The sequence below is a fragment of the Aeromonas sp. S8(2024) genome (genome assembly GCF_041403085.1).
Taxonomy (GTDB): domain Bacteria; phylum Pseudomonadota; class Gammaproteobacteria; order Enterobacterales; family Aeromonadaceae; genus Aeromonas; species Aeromonas dhakensis.
In genome coordinates this window covers 580,462-596,370 of the sequence record NZ_JBGLRF010000003.1, presented here as the reverse complement: position 1 = coordinate 596,370, position 15,909 = coordinate 580,462, and the positions used below count along the sequence as shown (strand labels likewise).

Below are 15,909 nucleotides of genomic sequence, written 5' to 3'. Positions count from 1 at the left end.
AGCACAGATTGCTCGAATAAAATAATGAGAAAAACATGAACACCAACAACCTGAAAAAAGTCGCCCCTCGGGCGCGTACCGCCTTTATTAAAGCCATTACCGCTCGAGCCGGTGAGTTTGGTATCACCGCCAAGGGCGTGAGTACCCCAACAATCAGTGGCGATGTACTGCAAGTGGCGGGTTTTACCCATCCTGCGCGCTTTGTCCCGGCCATTACCCGTCTGCAAGAGCGAGTGGCAAACGAGGGGTTTACTCAACTGATCGAGCAGATGGCCTACACCTGGTTTAACCGTTTTTGTGCCATCCGCTTTATGGAACTCAAAAGCGAAGAAGGGTATCTCGAGCACGGGGTACGCCTGCTTTCTCACCCTACCCAGCCCCAGGGTTTTGAGGTGCTCGACCGTGCCCCCGAAGTGATCGAATCCTTAATGGGCGAAGGTGTTTCCCTTGATAAGTCAGCATTGCTCGAGTTGATGCTGGCTGGTAACGAGCAAGAGGCGTTATTCCGTGAGCTGCTGCTCGGACAGTGCCATCGCCTGCATCAGGCGATGCCATTTCTGTTTGAAGCCATCGACGACGAGACCGAGTTGCTGCTGCCTACCGGCCTGACCCGTACCGATGCCTTTTGGCGTGAACTGGTGGATGGAATACCGGAAGAGGACTGGACTCAGGTCGAGGTGATTGGCTGGCTCTATCAGTTCTATATCAGCGAGAAGAAGGATGAGGTAATCGGCAAAGTAGTGAAATCGGAAGACATTCCCGCCGCCACCCAGCTCTTTACTCCTAACTGGATCGTCCAATATCTGGTGCAGAACTCGGTTGGGCGCTATTGGCTGCAGACCTATCCTGATTCTCCATTACAGAAAGCCATGCCCTACTATGTCGCCCCTGGTGAGCAGCCAGATGAAGTGATAGCTGAACTCGCTCAGATGACTCCGGCGAGTATCGAGCCTGAGTCCATCAAGGTGCTCGATCCTGCTTGTGGCTCTGGCCATATTCTGGTGGAAGCCTATAACCTGCTTTATCGCATCTACGAAGAGCGCGGTTACCGCAGCCGCGATATCCCCACGCTTATCCTGAGCCACAACCTCTATGGCCTCGATATTGACGACCGCGCCGCACAACTGGCCGGTTTCGCCCTGCTGATGCGTGCCCGTCAGGATGATCGCCGTCTCTTCTCACGGGAGATCCAGCTTAACGTCCACGCTTTGCAGGAGAGCCGACATCTCAATATCCCCAAACTGTGGCAAGCCCTTAACCTCAATGCCGAGTGGGATCGTGGTCAAAGCCAGGATCTGTTTGCTGTTGCTCCGGCCAGTTTGGCGAGTAATGACCCGCGCTTGGGTCTGCTGAACAATTTGCACCTGCGTTTCCTGTCTGCCAAGACGCTGGGCTCCTTGATCGAAGTGCCTGCCGAGCAGGCGCCAGCCATCGCCGAGCTGGCTGCCACTCTGCAAACCTTAAGCATCAGTGGTGATGCGATGCAAAAACCGGCCGCTCAGGCATTGTTACCTATGCTCAAGCAAGCCAGTGTATTGGCCAAACGTTATGACGCCGTGATTGCCAACCCGCCTTATATGGGCAGCAAGTTCCATATACCGGTGGTGAAAGATTATTTGAAAGCTAACTTCAAGGGCTATGACAAAGATCTGTTCTCCGCCTTTATCGTGCGCAATCTGGACCTGGCAAAACCGCGTGGTCAGCTTGGTTTTATGACGCCGTTTGTGTGGATGTTTATCTCCAGTTATGAAGAGCTTCGAAATTACATCATCAACAAGAAAACCATCACCTCGCTGATACAATTGGAATACTCAGGCTTTGATGGTGCTACCGTGCCCATCTGTACCTTTACCCTGGAAAATGCCCACAATCCGAACTTCAAAGGCGGTTATGTGCGGTTGTCTGATTTCCGTGGGGCGGATCAACAGGGCCCACGTGCGTTGGAAATTATTCAAGCCGCCAATGCGGTAGGGAAGTAACCATGGCCAACCCTCAAACCCAACTCGGCGGCGAAGTGGTTTCCACTACCGCCTTTGTGCGGGCCCAGCCCCATCAGCCTACCTATCCGGGTGCTTATTTCCGGCTGGTGGATGGCAACTCGGAAGCGGAAAAAGCGGCAATGTTCAAGTAGGCCAATGCCACTGAACAACCAAAATGACTTGCCATCAGCTCAGGGCTGTATTGGCTATGAGCATGAGATTTACTGCGTTTAGCTGTGTGGCCAAAATAAGCCACATAGCTCCTGATTTAAGAGAAGAGGTGGCCCAATGAGCCAGCAACAGAATAACGACATGCAAAAACACTTTTACCGCGCCTCAGCAGCGGGTTTTGGTAAGATCCCGGGGAGCCCGGTGGCATATTGGGCATCTGAAAATGTAATAAATAATTTTAAGAAAAATAAGCTAATGGCAGATGAGGTAGAGACGAGAGAGGGTTTAACAACAGGTTGCAATGATCTTTTTCTACGTCAATGGTTTGAAGTTAGTATATCTACTATTGGTTTTTATATAAAGGACGAGGATGAAGCTAAAACCAGCAGGAAACGATATTTCCCATGTGTAAAAGGAGGGGATTTTAGAAGGTGGTACGGCAATTTTGATTACATAGTTAACTGGTTTGATGATGGAGTTGAGTTAAAGGCTTTCAAAGATCCTAATACAGGTCGAGTACGATCTCATAACTATAATGGCGAATTCTCATTTAGATCAGGTTTCAGTTGGTCAGCAATATCTAGTGGTAGTTTCGCGGTTAGAAATGTGCCAACTGGTTTTATGTTTGACACAAAAGGACCTATGGGATTTTCTTTAACAGAGTCGAATCAGTCTTACCACGAGGCTCTTTTAAATAGCAAAATAACAGGGCATTTACTAAAAATGCTTGCCCCTACTTTGGACTTTAAACTAGGTCATATTCTAAACATACCTGTGATTCAATGTGAAAAAACTTCTATCGGCAACATCCGTAATAATGTTGTAGCTATATCAAAATCCGACTGGAACTACTATGAAACCTCTTGGGATTTTACTCAGTTCCCGCTATTGGATGCCAGTTTCCATCAAGGTCTGTTGGCGACGAACTATCATACGCTTCGTGCCCATTGGCAGGTGATGACCACGGAAATGCAGCGCCTGGAAGAGGAAATCAACCGCCTGTTTATCGAGGCCTATGGCCTGCAGGATGAGCTGACGCCCGAGGTGCCGTTAAGTGAAATCACACTCACCTGTAACCCGCACTACCGCTATGGCGGCAACTTCAGTGACGAGGAACGCGAGGCGCGCTTGCAGTCCGATACTATCGCAGAGCTTATCTCTTACGCTATTGGCTGCATGATGGGTCGTTATTCGCTGGATCGCGAAGGACTGGTCTATGCCCATGCTAGTAATGAGGGCTTTAAGGCGCTGGTGGAAGAGGGCGCCTATTCGACTTTCGCTGCCGATGACGATGGCATCTTGCCCTTAACCTCTGAGAACTGGTTTGAAGATGATGTGGCGGCGCGCATCGAAGAGTTGATCGCCACTGTATGGGGCAAGGAGCTGCTGGAGGAGAACCTCAAGTTTATTGCCGACAGCCTCTGCCTGTACGCGGTGAAACCTTTGAAAAAAGGCGGTGAGACTGCCCGTGAGACCATTCGCCGTTACCTCTCGAGCCAGTTCTATAAAGACCATCTCAAAACCTACAAGAAGCGCCCCATCTACTGGCTGTTTAGTTCAGGCAAAGAGAAGGCCTTTGAGTGTCTGGTTTACCTACACCGCTATAACGAAGCGACTCTGCCACGGATGCGCACCGAATACGTGACACCACTGCTTGGTCAGATGGCCGGGCGTATCGAACGCTTGCGCTTGCAGCAAACCGAGGCCAGTACCAGCGATGCCAAACGCATTGGCAAAGAGATCGACAGTCTTACCAAGCAGCTTAGTGAACTGCGCGCCTTTGATGACCAGCTTAAACACCATGCAGATATGCGCATCACCTTGGATCTCGATGACGGGGTCAAGGTCAACTACGGCAAATTCGGCACTCTGCTTAGTGACGTCAAAGCCATCACCGGTGATAAGGGCGAGTGACCGAGCAATCGCCCATCAAATCAAGGCGAGAGCTGCCGCTTGTGCGGCAGCTCTCATTTTGCTTATTGCCGTTCAAGGTGGAGGGTTATCCCTTGGACTTGGCTGGTGAGAGCGTAGTATTTTATTGATATTTATCATTAATCGGTGGCGTGAATATGGACATTAATATTGCAAGCAGATATTACAAGTACAGAGAAGATGAAGATATGGCATTTATTGCTCATTGCACCCATGAGCAACTTGCACCACTGGTCAGTTATTTGACCATTGATCGTGATGGCAAGCCGAGATTGGCTGAAACCTTGACCAATAACCCTGAGTTTAAAGCAAACAAGCATGATTTTTCTCGGGCATGGCAGGCCATCTGCACTGAGTTGCAAACATATGGCAACTCGACAGCATTAAATATCGTGACCAGAAAGGGGGCAGCGTATAAGGATATTGTGCAGTTCACTGCAAAATCCGTTGGCTGCGTGATAGACAAGCAAAGTGATGTGCAGACCCTCGAGCAGGCGATAGTAGCCAAAGTGCTGGAGTTGCAGATGGATAAGATGACGCAGGCTGAACGGGAAGCGTTTATTAAAACCATGAAAAATGACTATCAAGTGAATAATATCGATCCTTTAAAGTGGACGGTCAGGGATTTTAGTGTGATATCGGGCGTCCTAGCGGGGGCATTCGGTGGGGCTGCTGCGGCTGGAGCTATGCTGCTGCCAAGAGCATTATTATTTTCTAGTCCACTTGGGCTCGTTGGCGGATTATTCAGTGCTGTGGTAGAGGGGCCTGCACTACGAGTCACCTTGCCGTGCGTTATCCATATCACAATGTTGCGTGAGTTCCATCGCCACGGTAACCCGTTCAACTAATTCTGACAACACAAGGAGCTTGTCATGCTTGAAGAAGCGATCAAAGTGATTATGGTGCCAGATTGGGATAAGGTTGACCCTGAAATTATTGAATTGCTCAAAACTGGCCATATGCATCTTCGTGAAGGCGTCATTTATTGGGCTAAGGGTAAAAAACTATCAGAGGGGGCGGGGAGTATTGTCAAGCACCTTCCCTTTAAAGAGATGACTGTAGATGTCAGCCAGGGCGTTAATGTCGAGCAGTTGATGAAAGCCACCGCCGCCATGCAGAAAAGCATCGGCCTGGCGGTCGGATTATCAACCGGGATTATTCTCGCTGCGATAGTGATTCAAACTGCCTATCTCTCTCAAAAGCTCAATAAAATCCAGGCGTCGATAGACAAAATTGCTGTTGAAATTCAAACTCAAAATCAGCTCTTTTATCTTGAAAAACTTTCATCGTATATGGGAAGCATTATGGCTGCCCACGAGATGTTGGCTGTTTCTAAAGAGATCGAGGCATACCCTGAGGTGATTGCACCATTATTGGCAACACTTGCTCAGCAAAGAAACGAATTGTGTACATTCTTGATGAATCTGATTGGCTGGATCGACCACAGTAAAGCAATCGAGAATAAAATTACCGATGAACATGCTGCATTGATTGTTGATTTTGTGACAAGTGTATTGGATGTCATGCCAAAATCGATTTATGTGGAGTCTGCACTTTATACCACTCTTGGTAAATATCATCATGCAGATGCACTGGTTGAGTCGGCAGCAATAAAATACAAGTCTGTTTTGAACTCTTATCGGTTATGGGCAAAAGTTGGTTATGATCAGTGGTTAACCGGCAAGGCCAGTCGCAGTAGCCATCTTTTGGTTAATAAATTTGATGACATTAACAATTTGTTACGCTCTATCGAAAATCAGCTGCTGCTGGGCAACAGTCAGCAATTATGCAAACAGCAACTTGAGTGTGTTGTGACAGCTTAACATAATGCTGGGTTGTCAGAGGCTATCAAGAGGACAGGTAGGTGGCAGGCCTGTCTTCTCTACCGCTTGGCTGAGTCTGCAAGTTGCGCTTGCCAAAGCAACCTTCGATGACCCCAGGCCCTACGCTATACGGATTGCTCCATGAACTCTAAGAGCATTTCGATTACCATATGGTTTTGTTGTAAATCGGAGCCTAATGGCTTGTCGTGACGGATTTTTATGGATATCACCCAGCTCCAAACCGGGCTAAATAAGAAATTCGAGCAGAGCCGGATCGTCTTTTGGCATGATCCCGAGCAGAGCTTTACAGCACAGCTGGCAGAGCTTGCCGATCCCCAGGCCGGTTTGACCCGCGAAGGCCAGCCTGTGGTGGTGCTCAACATGTCACAGCACTCCCAGTTACAGGTGAGAAGGCGCATAGAACTCGATGAGCAGACCACGCCATTTCTGCTCTACTGGCCAAGCCCTGAACCTTCAGCAGCCAAAGATTGGCTGCTCGATATGCGTCGCTACAGCGTTACTTTTTATGCCGATGCGGCATCGATCCTGCTCAACGAGCTGGGTCTTGCCAATATGGCGTTGCGTGATTATATCGCGTCACGTAGCAGCTTTTTTGCCAGCAAAGATCGTACCGCAGCCCTCAAGCGTCGGTTGGATGGTCGCAGTGGGGTGGAAGACTCGCTGTCGCTCGATCTAAAGATGATCAGCGTGTTGTTGGGCTGTCTTGCTCAACCTGCTGATGTAGTCAGGGAACTAGGCGCTCGCCTGTTGGATACTCACCTTGAGCCCGCAGATGCTCTGGCACCACTTGACCAACATGGGTTGCTGCCGAGCCTTTGGCAGTTGTTAGAACGGGATTATGGTTATCAGGTCGCCGAAGAAAATAAGGCGTCTTTGCGGGAGTTTATCCGCAAGCTTTTTGCCAGTGAGAGTTATGAGTTGCTGGAGGTGACCAAGCAGGAGCAGCGCCCGGCTTGGTTGCAATCGCAGTTGCTGGTGACGCCGACCGGCCGAGCCAATGCCATGGCATTGCTGGCGGGTTGGCGCGATTCATTACAACACAGGGGAGCGTTTGCCCAGCTTTCACAAGAGGTGGCGACGCAGCTTGAGCTGTCAAACAGGTTGAATAGCCTGACGACTCAAGAGCTCTGGTGTTGGGCAGAGGTGACCAGTTTTGAGGCGGTTGAGCAGGCCTTGATCCGAGAGTTGGTTGCTGGATTGATGGGGGGCGATCTCGGTTTGAGTCGCAGCGACTTTAGCCAGCTCATCTCGCGCCGTCGTCAGGGTTTTTGGCCCGGGTTCGAGCCCAAGTATGCCCATCTCTATCAGGCGCTGCTGCATGCTGAAAATCTGTTGGAGCTGCGCAGAAACTACCCGGATGGTTTTCATTTTTCATCGGCTCAGGCCATGTATCAGGCTTATGAAACCGGGTTGTTTCAGTTTGATGCTGCATATCGTCTCTTTAACGAGGCATTACTCCATTTGCAGGGGCAGGCAGTTGAGGTATTGGCCGCTTTAGCCGACAAGATCGAAGGTCTCTATGTTAACTGGTACCTCTACCAGCTTGGCTTGGCATGGGATGGATTGCTGGCCAAGCAGCAACTGCTGGCACGCTGGGAGTTGGGCGTACCAACACAAGCACGATTCTACGATACCGTTGTTAAGCAGCGTTTTACCCAGGCAGGGGTAAAGCGGCAGTTTGTGATCATCAGTGATGCGCTGCGTTACGAGGTGGCTCATGAGTTGCAGGGGCAAATCAACGAGGCCAAGCGTTTTGCCGCCAAGATCACTAGTCAGCTGGGTGTGTTGCCCAGTTACACTCAGCTCGGGATGGCTGCCCTGTTACCCCACCAGCAGATTGATTATGCACAAGGGAGTGCGACCGTATTGGTGGATGGTCAAAGTAGTGCTGGATTAGATAATCGCAGCGCAATTTTGGCCAAAGTGGGGGGCATTGCGATATCAGCGAAGTCGCTGCAAGGTTGGACCCGCGCTCAGGCCAATGAAGCGATTGGCGATGCTCGGGTGATCTATGTCTATCACGATGTCATTGATGCCATCGGTGACAAGCAAGCGACCGAGCAGCAAACATTTTCGGCAGTGCGTCAGGCCATCGATGAGCTCAATAATCTGGTCAGCAAGATCATCAATGGTTTTGGTGTTACCCGGATCATCGTCACGGCAGATCATGGGTTCTTGTTCCAGCGTGAGGCGCCGGAATGTGGGGTTAAAGCCCAACTACAGGCTGAGCCTTCTGGCACGCTTGAGGCCAAAAAACGCTATCTGATCGGACGGCAGTTGCCTGTTAATGAAGATGTCTGGCAGGGCCAGATCAGCGACACGGTCGGCGGAGATTCCGATGTCGGATTCTGGCTGCCCAAGGGGGTAAGCCGTTTCCACTTTGTGGGCGGCGCGCGTTTTGTACATGGCGGTGCCATGCTGCAGGAGGTTTGTGTGCCGGTGCTTGAAGTGCAGGAGCTACGCGGCAAAAAGCAGGCGCAGCATGAGAAGAGCAAGGTGAATATCGTGCCTGCATATCAGCCCATCAAGCTGGTCAATGCCATCGACAAGATCCGATTCTTGCAGACCGATGCCGTCGATGAACGGCATAAACCGCGCACTGTTCGTTTTGTCGTGATTGACGTCAATGGACAGTCAGTATCCGCCATCGAGAAGCTCAGCTTTGACGCTACCTCCGGTATCCTCGAGCAGCGCCAGCAGGATGTTCGCTTGAAGCTTACCGGTACGGATTTTGACCGCAAGGCTCAATATCAACTGCTGCTGCAAGATGATGAGGATGGCATAGAACTAGCCCGATACCCGGTGACCATTGACCTGGCGATCCAGAACGACTTCGGTTTTTAATGTCGGAAGTTGTTGGGTTGATTTGTCAGTGACGATCCCGAACTTCTTGAACTTTGATTGATGAAATAAGGCATGGCTCAGGTTATGCCTTGGAGTGACCCGATGCCACACGATGAAATGAGTGCCACTGAAGGCGAGTATGTCGGTAAAGAGAAACCGGACGAGCAGGCCACATCTGTTACCCATATCACCAACAATGTGATTATCCAGCAGATGGATGTGTACCCAGGAAGTAAGCCAAGTGGTGATGAGAACATTCCTGAGCACGGTTTGATATCCGGTTATCCGTTCGCAGGGGCAGCAGATGAGTTGGCACAGCATGCCAGCATGGATCTCGATGCTCGCCTGAATCGTTATTTCAAAGGCAAAGTGGTGCGCAAGGATCTGACCAAACAGCTCAAGGAAGGGGCCAATGTCCCCGTCTATGTCCTGGAATATTTGCTCGGGATGTATTGCGCCTCTGATGATGATGAGGTGGTGCGCGAAGGGTTAGCAAACGTCAAGAAGATCCTGGCCGAGAACTATGTGCGTCCCGACGAGGCAGAGAAGGTCAAGTCACTGATCCGTGAGCGTGGCAGCTTCAAGGTGATTGACAAGGTGGGGGTCAAACTCAATCAGAAAAAGGATGTCTACGAGGCGCAGCTCTCCAATCTCGGCATCAAGGATGCGGTGATTCCGGCCAATATCGTCAAGCAAAACGAGAAACTGCTGACCGGCGGGATCTGGTGCATCATCACCCTCAATTACTTCTATGAGGAAGGGCAGAAGATCTCGCCCTTCTCAATTTTTACCCTGAAGCCGATCCAGATGCCCTCCATGGATATGGAGGAACTGTTCGCTGCGCGTGCTCATTTCAATACCGATCAGTGGCTGGATGTGCTAATCCGCTCCATCGGCATGGAGCCGACCAACTTGCAGCAACGGGTCAAGTGGCATCTACTGACCCGGATGATCCCCTTTGTTGAAAACAACTACAACGTCTGTGAGCTGGGGCCGAGGGGGACGGGTAAAAGCCATGTCTATAAGGAGTGTTCACCCAACTCCTTGTTGGTCTCAGGTGGGCAGACAACGGTAGCTAACCTGTTTTACAACATGAGTTCGCGCCAGGTTGGTCTGGTGGGCATGTGGGATGTGGTGGCTTTTGATGAGGTGGCGGGGATCACCTTCAAGGATAAAGACGGCGTACAGATCATGAAGGATTACATGGCCTCTGGGTCCTTCTCCCGTGGTCGTGATTCAATCGAGGCAAAAGCCTCCATGGTCTTTGTCGGCAACATCAACCAGAGTGTCGAGACCCTGGTCAAGACCAGCCATCTGCTTGCGCCGTTCCCGGAGGCGATGATCGATACGGCCTTCTTCGATCGTTTTCATGCCTATATCCCCGGTTGGGATATTCCCAAGATGCGGCCAGAATTTTTCACCAACAACTATGGCCTGATCACCGATTATCTCGCCGAGTATATGCGCGAGATGCGTAAGCGCAGTTTCTCCGACGCCATCGATCGTTACTTCAAGCTGGGCAACAACCTGAATCAGCGTGATGTGATCGCAGTTAGGCGTACTGTGTCTGGGCTGTTGAAGTTGCTCCATCCACATGGTGTGTTTGATAAAGAAGATGTGCGCCGCTGTTTGACTTATGCACTGGAACTGCGTCGGCGCATCAAGGAGCAGCTCAAGAAACTTGGTGGTATGGAGTTTTTTGATGTGCATTTCAGCTATCTCGATAATCAGACCTTGGAAGAGTTCTTTGTCAATGTGCCGGAACAAGGTGGCAGCCAGTTGATCCCGGAAGGATTGGGTAAGCCCGGGGTGGTGCATATGGTCACCAAGGGCGGGGCAGGGCAATTAGGCCTTTATCGTTTTGAAATCCAAATGACACCTGGCAATGGCAAGCATTCAACCTCAGGCCTGGGTTCCAATACGCCAGCGAAGGAGGCGATCCGGGTCGGTTTCGATTACTTCAAAGGCAACCTGAATCGGGTCAGCGCAACGGCCAAGTTCTCCGAGCATGAGTACCATTTGCATGTGGTCGAGCTACATAACTCCGGCCCCAGCACCAAAACCAGTCTGGCCGCGCTGGTGGCGTTTTGTTCCATTCTGATGGGTAAGCCGGTGCAGGAGCAGATGGTTGTGCTGGGTGACATGACGCTAGGCGGTGTGGTCAATCCGGTTGAGGATTTGGCTGGCAGTCTGCAACTGGCAATGGACAGTGGCGGAAAACGGGTATTGTTGCCGATGGCGTCAGCCTCGGATATTCCAACCGTACCGGCGGAGATCTTCTCCAAGTTTCAAATCAGCTTTTATGCGGATCCGGTGGATGCCGTCTACAAGGCATTAGGGGTTCAGTAGTCAGCCAAAAAAAGAAGTCTCAGGTAGGGTGAGCTACATGCTCACCCTCTGCCTCAGATTCATATTTTCGTGGCTTGAACACTACAGCATTCCTGCCGGTAGACATCCAGATAGAGATATCCGTAGCTGGCTTTGGGATTAGCCAGACATACCCATTCCCCTTGCTGCAACGTCACCAATTTATCTTGGTCACTCAGTAGTTCTCCTTGTTGAAAGAGCTTGCTAAGGCGCTCAATAAAACTCGGTATAACGGTATCAATGTCGGTGAGCCATTGCTCGTCAGCATCGCCATAGATGCCGCAGCGATCCCAAAGCAGGGAAACCCTGCTTCGTTCAACAATTGCACGTGCGCCAAAACGTGGTTGAACTTGGGTGTGTAATCCCCAACTCCCTATGGTTCCCATTTTCTGTGTTGTTGATCAGCGCGCAAAAATGACCTGGTTTCCGGGGTTTCCGGGGTTTCCGGTCACGTCCGTCAAGGTGGTGTAAATTCAGTTGCAGCTCTTCAGCTCGGCAATGCTCCTGTTATGCGCTCAGTGGCAGTGCTTCTGTCACATCTTCATCAGCTCGATTTATCTCGGCCATGCTCTGTTGGGGCAGATAACGGTTTTGCAGGAGCCATTCCTCATTCTGCTCGGTCAGTACTGCGCCCAGTAGCCGCATGATGCTATCTTCGTTGGGAAAGATACCCACCACATTCGAGCGATGTTTAACCTCCTTGTTCAGCCTTTGGGCGGCAGTGAGCAAGGATTGCAGTGCTGACGGGATGGCATCGAGACCCATGGCCAGTTTCAAGGTGTACTCGTAGGCGGAGTCATCCTTTACGTCGATATGTTCATGGGAGGCCACTTGCTTGAGCCATTGCCATTCTGGTACCAGGTCTGCGTCATCGTAATCGCCGATGATGGAACTCATGGCGACATCCAGCATCTGCATCACGGGATGGCCTGCCTGTGGGTCAGGTGTTGCAGGGAGGGGGTTGGTCATTGCATCGTTCCTAGTTGTCTGGGCTGTGTGTTACATCTGATTGATAACCGGTTTGCAATTGAGACGGTCCAGCAGATGCAGCGAACCGCACTGGGCTACCAATCGGTCTATGGCCATCTGGGTGCAGGCCAGCTCTGCTGGGCTTATTTTCGGGTATGGCGTAACGCGCGGTGAGCCAGCCACCGAGCTGTGCGATACGGTAACCACTCGGGATATGGGTGAGCGGCGTACCGACGCCCCTGCCGTGAATGAGGAAGGGCACTGCTTGGCCGCCGATGTTGATATCCATGCGTTGGCCCTTTAGCTCAAAGGTGGTGAACTCGCTGGTTTGCGGATGTTTACCGGGCACCTTGATGGTGATGTGTTTGGCCATGTCACACCTCCGGTTTGGCTTCAACTTCAAAATGGTGGGTCACAACGCCAGCCTCTGGGTCGATGCTGATAAACGCCGGGGCTTGCGGGTGGTACTGGTAGAGCCGCGCCAATTCAGCACGAAACGCCTCGACGTTCGGTGCAATTACATGACTGGTATCCCCTTCGGCATAGGTAAAGGTCTCGAGCTTCAGTGTGTGAATCCAGATGCCGAAGTACCAAGCGTCTTCCTCGGTATCGTATTGGTGCCAGCCTTGGGCTAGCAGTGTCCGATCGTAGTAGTAGCGGTCAGCCTGATGGCTCCCCCTGTCTATACGGCAGCCCGTCACAGTGAGCTCAAACGGGATACAGCCCGCCTTGTGGGCTTTCTTGACCCGGCGCAGCAGCTTGAGGGCCTTGGCTCTGCTACGGCCATTACCGAGCGGGTGCGGCTGTCTGGCCCGCAATGCGAGGTGGGTCATTATCTTCGGCGCGGTGTTGTGGTTGAGCTGACCAATAGCGGCGGTTATCTGCCGGGTGGATAGAGTTTTGTAATCACGTAAGTCATGCATGGTTGGGCTTCCTTCAAATGCAAACAGCCCCTCGGAGTGAGGGGCTGCTAGAGGTCTTATGTGTGCTGGTGGCCGTGGTTCAGGTGTGACTACTCCAATCCGGCTCGTCATTACTGCCGTGGTTGACGTAGGCCCCGACAATTACCCGTTGCCACTCACCGACCGGCTGGCCCGCTGCATTACAGGCACAGCGAAAGCGGGCGAAGTTAATCTCACGTGGCAGATGCTCACTCATATCCCGTGGACTGACAAAGAGCGTGGTCTTGTGCAACACCGGGTTGGGGGCCACCAGCGGGCCACCAATACGCCGCCCCTCTACATCGTGGGCATAGGCAAAGCCCGGCAGCATCAACTGCTGACTGATGAGCTTGGCGAGTGCAGGATGGGCACACATGGCCTCTGCCACGGCGGCCTGGCTAAAGCTGTCGGTGAACTCAATCATGGCGAGCTCCTTTGAGGTGGGACGGAAGTACGAAGGGGATGACTGCGAGCGCGCTACAACAAGCCTCGCTCAGCGAAAGAAACGACGCCTTCGGCACCTATAACCAGATGGTCGAGCAGACGGACCTCCACCAGCGCCAGGGCATCGCGTAACACCTGGGTGATCTGCTTGTCGGCATAGCTGGGCTCCGGCATGCCCGAAGGATGATTGTGGGCACACAGAAGGGCTGCACTGTTCAGAGCAAGGGCCCGTTTGATCACCTCCCTAGGATGGATGCTGGCCGACCCCAGCGTGCCGTGAAAGAGCTCCTCAAAGGCGATCACCCTGTGTTGATTGTCTAGAAACAGGGCGGCAAACACCTCGCGCTCTTTCGATTGCAGCAAGGCCTGCAGCCGTTCTGCAGCGGCCTGATGCGAGGTAATGGCTGCCCCTTTGCCGAGGCGTTGCCGGGCGATTTGGTTGGCGATACGCAGCAAGTCTTGCTCGGTCACCGGCTCGGTGACCACATAGGTACCGGGGCATTCCCCGGCTTTGAGTTTGTGGTAACGCATGTGGGGTTCTCCAAATAAACAAAACCCCGGCATGCAGGAAGCATGTCGGGGTCAAAGGTCGAGAGGTTGTTGGTTCACTTTGAGGGGGGGGCAGCTGGTCGTGGCTGCGGAACCACTCTATACCGGTATCAGCGGTTCGGGCACCAACACGTCTAGCGGGATGGCCAGTGCCAGACTTAATCGCTCTGCCAGCTCATAGGCGGGACCGAGGGTGTCGTAGTCCGCTACCCAGGTAGCCAGGGCCAGACCGCTGGCCTCCACCGCCCGCAGGTAGACGCTGTAGCCCTGTACGGTCAGGCTGCTGTCGCGCACCACCTGCGTCTCGCCATCCCGATTAATCGCTTCCAGCTCAACGGCTATCGGTGGTTTGGGCATCGTGAGCCTCCTCTTGGGGTAAGGGGTCACTCTCCACACAATAGCCATGATGGATACAGGTATGCTGCAGGTCGGCCAGAAAGCTGCCCAGTACACGAGGCTGTTCAGAGAGCGGGATGGGGCCTGCTTGGCAGCGCCAGAAACATTGGCGCTTGGGGTCCACGCAGATTTCATCCACGGGCTGACTCATGGTGCGCCAGTCCTCGGCATTGGTGAGGGAGAGCAGTTGCCACTGCACGCCAGACCAACGCAAATGCAGCGTAACGGTGCGGGTATGTGGGCTATTAGTGGTCAGGTGCAGCAACCAGCGCTCACCCTGGCCGATTGGCTGCAGCTTGGCCTTGGCGGCAATCAGCTCTAGCCACTGGCGTGAGGTGAGGGAGAGCGGCAGTTCGTTAGTCATCACACACTTCCTAATCCCCACTGACCGTGACGGTGAAATAGCCCAACTGGGTGTAGCTAATGAAGTTGCTCTGCCACATCGCGAACAGTTCGCGAGCTTCCACGCTGGGCAGTGGTCCCCACCCTTGCAGATAGTGTTCGTCATCCAGGAAGTTGAAATCGAGCTCCTTACAGAGCTCGGCATCCTGGCCCAGTCCCTGGTAGCTGAAGTCGGTGACGTAATCGAACAGCCAGCCATCAAGGCCGCGTATCAAGCGGATCTCGACGGGGTGAGCCCCTCCCTGCTCGGGGCTATAGGTGGGACAGCGAAAGTTGAAGGTGAGTTGAGTCAGGCGCTCGAAGTTGAGGCCGACAGTGGCGGCTTCCTGACTGAGTAATGCGAGCAGCGCTTGGGCCACGGGCAGGGCAAAGCCGTCCCGGTGAAAAGGAATTGTCATGATGTGTCCTCGGTGGGTGGAGAAGAGGGGCCTTCATGTGGGGTCAGTCTTTGAGCCAATCCCACAGTTTGCTGACGCCATAGGCCGCGACGGCGCCTACAGCAAGGGGAGCTAACAGTGGGGCTGAAACGATGCCTGTCACCGACACCACCGTCGCAGCGGCACCACTACCGCCAGCAGTAGTGGCCAGTGTGGTGGCTGCAAGCCCAGCCGTTGCACTGGTGGCTGCTTTACCCAGCGTATGGCGAGCCACTTCGGCTGCCACTACCGTTGCTACAGCGGTTTGCAGCAGCTTTGGGGGATGCTGAAGCCCCTCTATGCACCAAGTGACAAATCGCTCGCCACTGGCGAACTGTTGACCTTGCTCACCTTCATTGAGCCGGGCGTAAGCCCGTATCAGGCTCTCCTCTTGACTGAACAGGCGTTGAGCATGAGGCTGGACCTCAATGGTGCAGTGCTGACTGAATTCAGCCAGCGAGGTCAACGCCAGTTGGCCTGAGAGCTCTCCGGAAGGGGATGGTCGACAGTGAATGACCAGGTCATGGCCAACAAAGATGCCATGATGCTGGCCTTCAAACTGCTGTGCTACCAAGTGATCGCCAATAATGAAATGTCGTGTCATGGGGTGATGATCCTCATCAAGGGTTGGAAATGAAAAAGGGCGTCACCGTGA

At 52.6% G+C, this 15,909-nt stretch carries 16 protein-coding genes and 1 pseudogene; 7 read left to right on the top strand and 10 right to left on the bottom strand.

Annotated features, from left to right (window positions below):
• The first annotated feature begins 35 nt into the window (after window positions 1–35).
• The 7 genes from pglX (ACB031_RS11555) to brxL all read left to right on the top strand — a co-directional run bounded on the left by pglX (ACB031_RS11555) (window position 36) and on the right by brxL (window position 11,119).
• Window positions 36–1,979 carry a BREX-1 system adenine-specific DNA-methyltransferase PglX gene (gene pglX / locus ACB031_RS11555; RefSeq protein ID WP_371139591.1) on the top strand — a complete coding sequence of 648 codons (1,944 nt, stop codon included), beginning with the start codon at window positions 36–38 and terminating at the stop codon, window positions 1,977–1,979.
• 2 nt (window positions 1,980–1,981) lie between these two features.
• Complete coding sequence (locus tag ACB031_RS11550; RefSeq protein ID WP_371139590.1) at window positions 1,982–2,131, top strand: hypothetical protein; 150 nt, start codon at window positions 1,982–1,984, stop codon at window positions 2,129–2,131.
• A gap of 136 nt (window positions 2,132–2,267) precedes the next feature.
• Complete coding sequence (gene pglX, locus ACB031_RS11545) at window positions 2,268–4,064, top strand: BREX-1 system adenine-specific DNA-methyltransferase PglX (RefSeq protein WP_371139589.1); 1,797 nt, start codon at window positions 2,268–2,270, stop codon at window positions 4,062–4,064.
• Between the two features lie 155 nt (window positions 4,065–4,219).
• The gene (locus tag ACB031_RS11540; RefSeq protein WP_371139588.1) at window positions 4,220–4,930 is read left to right on the top strand and encodes a DUF3944 domain-containing protein; all 711 of its coding nucleotides are present in this window, start codon (window positions 4,220–4,222) and stop codon (window positions 4,928–4,930) included.
• 24 nt (window positions 4,931–4,954) lie between these two features.
• The gene (locus ACB031_RS11535) at window positions 4,955–5,905 is read left to right on the top strand and encodes a hypothetical protein (protein WP_371139587.1); all 951 of its coding nucleotides are present in this window, start codon (window positions 4,955–4,957) and stop codon (window positions 5,903–5,905) included.
• A gap of 219 nt (window positions 5,906–6,124) precedes the next feature.
• A complete protein-coding gene (gene pglZ / locus ACB031_RS11530) occupies window positions 6,125–8,770 on the top strand; it encodes a BREX-1 system phosphatase PglZ type A (RefSeq protein WP_371139586.1) in 2,646 nt (881 codons plus the stop codon).
• Between the two features lie 102 nt (window positions 8,771–8,872).
• Window positions 8,873–11,119 carry a protease Lon-related BREX system protein BrxL gene (gene brxL, locus ACB031_RS11525; RefSeq protein WP_371139585.1) on the top strand — a complete coding sequence of 749 codons (2,247 nt, stop codon included), beginning with the start codon at window positions 8,873–8,875 and terminating at the stop codon, window positions 11,117–11,119.
• 59 nt (window positions 11,120–11,178) lie between these two features.
• Here brxL and ACB031_RS11520 read toward each other — a convergent pair whose 3' ends face one another.
• The 10 genes and pseudogenes from ACB031_RS11520 to ACB031_RS11475 all read right to left on the bottom strand — a co-directional run bounded on the left by ACB031_RS11520 (window position 11,179) and on the right by ACB031_RS11475 (window position 15,858).
• The gene (locus ACB031_RS11520) at window positions 11,179–11,523 is read right to left on the bottom strand and encodes a type IV toxin-antitoxin system YeeU family antitoxin (RefSeq protein ID WP_371139584.1); all 345 of its coding nucleotides are present in this window, start codon (window positions 11,521–11,523) and stop codon (window positions 11,179–11,181) included.
• 121 nt (window positions 11,524–11,644) lie between these two features.
• A pseudogene (locus ACB031_RS11515) lies at window positions 11,645–11,851 on the bottom strand (transposase); the annotation flags it as partial.
• A 265-nt stretch (window positions 11,852–12,116) separates the two neighbouring features.
• The gene (locus ACB031_RS11510) at window positions 12,117–12,479 is read right to left on the bottom strand and encodes a hypothetical protein (RefSeq protein ID WP_371139583.1); all 363 of its coding nucleotides are present in this window, start codon (window positions 12,477–12,479) and stop codon (window positions 12,117–12,119) included.
• 1 nt (window position 12,480) lies between these two features.
• Window positions 12,481–13,029, bottom strand: coding sequence for a hypothetical protein (locus ACB031_RS11505; protein WP_371139582.1), 549 nt, complete (start codon window positions 13,027–13,029; stop codon window positions 12,481–12,483).
• Between the two features lie 79 nt (window positions 13,030–13,108).
• Entirely contained in the window at window positions 13,109–13,471 is a 363-nt protein-coding gene (locus ACB031_RS11500) for a hypothetical protein (protein WP_371139581.1), read from the bottom strand.
• A gap of 53 nt (window positions 13,472–13,524) precedes the next feature.
• Entirely contained in the window at window positions 13,525–14,022 is a 498-nt protein-coding gene (gene radC, locus ACB031_RS11495; RefSeq protein ID WP_224163798.1) for a DNA repair protein RadC, read from the bottom strand.
• 117 nt (window positions 14,023–14,139) lie between these two features.
• Window positions 14,140–14,397: a hypothetical protein gene (locus ACB031_RS11490; RefSeq protein WP_371139580.1), complete on the bottom strand. Its 258-nt coding sequence runs from the start codon at window positions 14,395–14,397 to the stop codon at window positions 14,140–14,142.
• A complete protein-coding gene (locus ACB031_RS11485; protein ID WP_371139579.1) occupies window positions 14,372–14,800 on the bottom strand; it encodes a hypothetical protein in 429 nt (142 codons plus the stop codon). Before ACB031_RS11485 ends, ACB031_RS11490 begins: the two co-directional genes overlap by 26 nt.
• Before the next feature lie 10 nt (window positions 14,801–14,810).
• A complete protein-coding gene (locus ACB031_RS11480) occupies window positions 14,811–15,236 on the bottom strand; it encodes a DUF2787 family protein (protein ID WP_371139578.1) in 426 nt (141 codons plus the stop codon).
• Window positions 15,237–15,279: 43 nt separating this feature from the next.
• A complete protein-coding gene (locus ACB031_RS11475) occupies window positions 15,280–15,858 on the bottom strand; it encodes a lecithin retinol acyltransferase family protein (RefSeq protein WP_371139577.1) in 579 nt (192 codons plus the stop codon).
• Window positions 15,859–15,909: the final 51 nt, after the last annotated feature.

What these genes read in the sequence shown, in the direction of transcription:
- ACB031_RS11485 (WP_371139579.1), bottom strand. Translation starts at nt 14,800, where the DNA reads ATGACTAACGAACTGCCGCTCTCCCTCACCTCACGCCAGTGGCTAGAG.
- ACB031_RS11500 (WP_371139581.1), bottom strand. Translation starts at nt 13,471, where the DNA reads ATGATTGAGTTCACCGACAGCTTTAGCCAGGCCGCCGTGGCAGAGGCC.
- radC (WP_224163798.1), bottom strand. Translation starts at nt 14,022, where the DNA reads ATGCGTTACCACAAACTCAAAGCCGGGGAATGCCCCGGTACCTATGTG.
- ACB031_RS11490 (WP_371139580.1), bottom strand. Translation starts at nt 14,397, where the DNA reads ATGCCCAAACCACCGATAGCCGTTGAGCTGGAAGCGATTAATCGGGAT.
- ACB031_RS11535 (WP_371139587.1), top strand. Translation starts at nt 4,955, where the DNA reads ATGCTTGAAGAAGCGATCAAAGTGATTATGGTGCCAGATTGGGATAAG.
- brxL (WP_371139585.1), top strand. Translation starts at nt 8,873, where the DNA reads ATGCCACACGATGAAATGAGTGCCACTGAAGGCGAGTATGTCGGTAAA.
- ACB031_RS11505 (WP_371139582.1), bottom strand. Translation starts at nt 13,029, where the DNA reads ATGCATGACTTACGTGATTACAAAACTCTATCCACCCGGCAGATAACC.
- ACB031_RS11480 (WP_371139578.1), bottom strand. Translation starts at nt 15,236, where the DNA reads ATGACAATTCCTTTTCACCGGGACGGCTTTGCCCTGCCCGTGGCCCAA.
- pglZ (WP_371139586.1), top strand. Translation starts at nt 6,125, where the DNA reads ATGGATATCACCCAGCTCCAAACCGGGCTAAATAAGAAATTCGAGCAG.
- ACB031_RS11475 (WP_371139577.1), bottom strand. Translation starts at nt 15,858, where the DNA reads ATGACACGACATTTCATTATTGGCGATCACTTGGTAGCACAGCAGTTT.
- ACB031_RS11550 (WP_371139590.1), top strand. Translation starts at nt 1,982, where the DNA reads ATGGCCAACCCTCAAACCCAACTCGGCGGCGAAGTGGTTTCCACTACC.
- ACB031_RS11510 (WP_371139583.1), bottom strand. Translation starts at nt 12,479, where the DNA reads ATGGCCAAACACATCACCATCAAGGTGCCCGGTAAACATCCGCAAACC.
- pglX (WP_371139589.1), top strand. Translation starts at nt 2,268, where the DNA reads ATGAGCCAGCAACAGAATAACGACATGCAAAAACACTTTTACCGCGCC.
- ACB031_RS11540 (WP_371139588.1), top strand. Translation starts at nt 4,220, where the DNA reads ATGGACATTAATATTGCAAGCAGATATTACAAGTACAGAGAAGATGAA.
- ACB031_RS11520 (WP_371139584.1), bottom strand. Translation starts at nt 11,523, where the DNA reads ATGGGAACCATAGGGAGTTGGGGATTACACACCCAAGTTCAACCACGT.
- pglX (WP_371139591.1), top strand. Translation starts at nt 36, where the DNA reads ATGAACACCAACAACCTGAAAAAAGTCGCCCCTCGGGCGCGTACCGCC.